3 protein-coding genes are annotated in these 2,950 nt (G+C 50.6%); 1 reads left to right on the plus strand and 2 read right to left on the minus strand.

Annotation, left to right across the window (positions count from 1 at the left end):
* Positions 1–293 precede the first annotated feature (293 nt).
* Complete coding sequence (locus AC3DKE_RS10720; RefSeq protein ID WP_487990673.1) at positions 294–977, plus strand: IS6 family transposase; 684 nt, start codon at positions 294–296, stop codon at positions 975–977.
* Between the two features lie 57 nt (positions 978–1,034).
* Here the strand turns inward: AC3DKE_RS10720 and AC3DKE_RS10725 are convergent, their stop codons facing one another.
* Positions 1,035–1,661: a carboxymuconolactone decarboxylase family protein gene (locus tag AC3DKE_RS10725; protein ID WP_487990674.1), complete on the minus strand. Its 627-nt coding sequence runs from the start codon at positions 1,659–1,661 to the stop codon at positions 1,035–1,037.
* 5 nt (positions 1,662–1,666) lie between these two features.
* Positions 1,667–2,722: an AraC family transcriptional regulator gene (locus AC3DKE_RS10730; RefSeq protein WP_487990675.1), complete on the minus strand. Its 1,056-nt coding sequence runs from the start codon at positions 2,720–2,722 to the stop codon at positions 1,667–1,669.
* Positions 2,723–2,950: the final 228 nt, after the last annotated feature.

Consider the following 2,950-nt stretch of genomic DNA (forward strand, 5'->3'; position numbering starts at 1 on the left):
TTAACAAGCACTTAGCCTCAGCTCACGCTGGGGCTTTTTGCTTTCTGGGGTTCTAGTAAGCACATGGTAAGCACATTCCCTGAATAGCCCTCTGTAAGTAGCCCGCCAGCCCTTTCTACTTTTCTCTACTTTAGAAACCATCGCGCCAAACTCTAGGCAATAAAAAGCCCGCTTTGCTGGCGGGCGTTAATGGTGAGCAATCAGCTGCCCACATAAATCCAAGAAACTCAGAAGTTACGCAGCACCTTGTAGGGGTACTGACAAGTTAACTCGCTGGTTGAGATAATTTTCCCATGAGTACCTACAAACGACACCGTTTTCATTCCAGCATCATCAGCTACGCAGTTTGGATCTACTACCGATTCAACCTGAGCTTCCGTGATATTGAAGACTTGCTGGCAGAGAAGGGCATCTCTGTCAGTTATGAGGCGATCCGATTGTGGTGTATCAAATTCGGGCCTGCCTATGCTCGCAAGCTCAAACATAAGCACGGTGGATTCGGTGATACGTTTTATCTTGATGAGGTATTTATCAAGATAAACGGAAAACAACACTACTTGTGGCGAGCCGTTGATCAAGATGGCGAAGTGGTCGATGTCTATGTTCAGAGTAGGCGCAATGGTGCGGCGGCAAAGCAATTCTTTAAGCGCTTGTTGCGCAATCATGGCGGTGAGCCACGAACGATAGTCACTGATAAATTGGCAAGTTATAGGGTGGCTCAGCGCGAGTTAATGCCGACTGCTCATCACAATACAGCTAAATACGCTAATAACAGAGCTGAGCAATCGTACGAGTCTACGCGGTTCAGGGAGCGGGGAATGCGACGGTTCAAGTCTCCGAGCCAGGCCCAACTATTTCTAACGAATCATGCTGCAGTATCTAATCTATTCAATCTTGGAAGGCATCTAACTTCAGCAAGTCATTATCGCCGGAGCAGGACAGCTGCGTTTGCAACGTGGAGATCAGTGGTTGCTTAGAGGCGCAAGGGGCAATTTTGCTGTGCCTGGAGGTTAACTTGTCAGTACCCTAGCAGACTAGGTCCTTTTCACTTTTAATCGCGTATAAAAATCCTGCAGAGTCGCTTCAATATTGGGCTCTAAAGTAAGGCCGCTAGCATTTAGAAAGCCAGCAATCATACGGTAGTGGCCAATTAGCAGAATGATTTCAATTAGCCGTTTCTCATCATAGTGCTCGGCGAGTAAGCCCCAAGTGCCATCGGAAAGGTGGCTGCTTTCACACAGCTCATTGCAGGCCTGTATAAGTGCTTGTATGCAGCGATCACTGACGGAGCTTGGCTCACCTGTGAGTTGCACAATGTCATCGCCACTAACGCCGGCGCGCAAGGCGAGTTCAACGTGCTGACCCCATTCATAGCGGCTGCGACAGTTCCATGCCGTGCGTAGAATGACCATTTCGCGCTCACGCCCACTTAAGCGACCAAAAGGCATCAGGCGCGATGCAAACAGTAGCCAAGGCCAAAACAAACTTGGGTTTATGTGCATCACGGTGAAAATATCAGGCACTTGCTGGCGGCCAAAAAGTGCTGAAACCTTAGAGATCGTGCGAAATACTAAGCCACGCTGGGCTGGCGCTGGTACTTGCAGGCGCGCCGATGAGGGTGTTAGCCAACCTTGTGGTGGCTGCAGAAAATCATTAGTCATGAAGGCTACTCCGTAATTGGCGTTTGTTGGCGCTCGCGATAGCTGCTTGTGGTCTCTCCCGTTTGGCCTTTAAACCAACGCATAAATGCCTGGCGTGTACTAAAGCCTAGAGCCTCGGCCACTTCGGTTAGCGGTATTTTTCCTGCATCGAGATGCTCGTGTGCCACTTTGAGCCTGACGCGATCGAGCAGCTCGCTATAAGTGGTGCCAGCTTTTTGCAGCTTGCGATGCAGACTGCGACTGCTCATGCCCAACTGTGCGGCAATTTGCTCTTTATCTGGCAAGCGATCGTGCAACATGGCGAGCATAAGTTGGCAGACTGCCTCTTCGATCGAGTGCTCTTTGCTGCGCTGCTCAAGCTGCTGCAAGGCATGGCGCTCGAGCATTTCCTTCATAAAGGCATCGCCATGGCGCAGCGGAACTTTCAAAATCGAAGCCGGCATGACGACAGCTGAGCGTGGTGCGCTGAAATACACCGGGCATTGAAAAAATGTTTGGTAGTCCAATAGCAGGCGAGCTTGTGCTGGCGCTTCATGACGAAAATGGATTGCTGAAAATAATGACTTCTGCTCTGGAATGAGCAAGCGAGTCAGCACCACGAATGCGCCCAAAATATATTCGCTGACATGACGGCGAAATAGTGATCCACCAGCCAGGCACTCCCACTGCAAATGCACGGCGCCTGGGGCAAAGCTGATGGAGGAGTCACCGATGTCGCTGAGCAGGCCGTTATAGCGTGTCACAGCAGCAAGCACGTCGGAAAAGCGTGGGCAAGCCTGAGCGATATAGCCGAGCAAGCCGAAGGTGGCGGGTTGAATTTCTTGCGCAACATGCAGACCAAGAATGGGATCGGAGAAGTAATGCGTCGACACCTCTAATAAGCGCTCAAGTGACGCCACCGAGACGTGGTCGTCGACATTGGCAAAGTCTTTACGCGATAAACCAGCCTCTTCGAGCAATAGGTCGATGGGCAGTCCGGTGTTATCGCCCGAGGCCACGAGATGTTGAACGTGGCGAGCGGATATCCAGCCTTGGGTCGGTTCTTCTAGCGCATTGGACATGCCGTTGCTCCATTAGTTTTAGCGCTTGCTGCCTCTTGTGCCTGATCTTGCCATAAGCCGAGGGAGAAAATGGTGCTGGCTTATATAGGTGCATTTTTTGGCCGAATAAGCTACGTGCAAATGACGCTAGCACGGGCAAGATAATTGGCAATTGTTTGTTTTCAGTAGGAAGTTATCGGCCATGAAGCTGTCTAGTCTGCAAGGTAAAAAATGCTTAATCACTGGCGC

The sequence above is a fragment of the Paraperlucidibaca sp. genome, assembly GCF_982810325.1.

Bases quoted from the DNA above. Each gene is read 5' to 3' on its own strand.
- AC3DKE_RS10720 (WP_487990673.1), top strand. From the start codon at position 294: ATGAGTACCTACAAACGACACCGTTTTCATTCCAGCATCATCAGCTAC.
- AC3DKE_RS10730 (WP_487990675.1), bottom strand. From the start codon at position 2,722: ATGTCCAATGCGCTAGAAGAACCGACCCAAGGCTGGATATCCGCTCGC.
- AC3DKE_RS10725 (WP_487990674.1), bottom strand. From the start codon at position 1,661: ATGACTAATGATTTTCTGCAGCCACCACAAGGTTGGCTAACACCCTCA.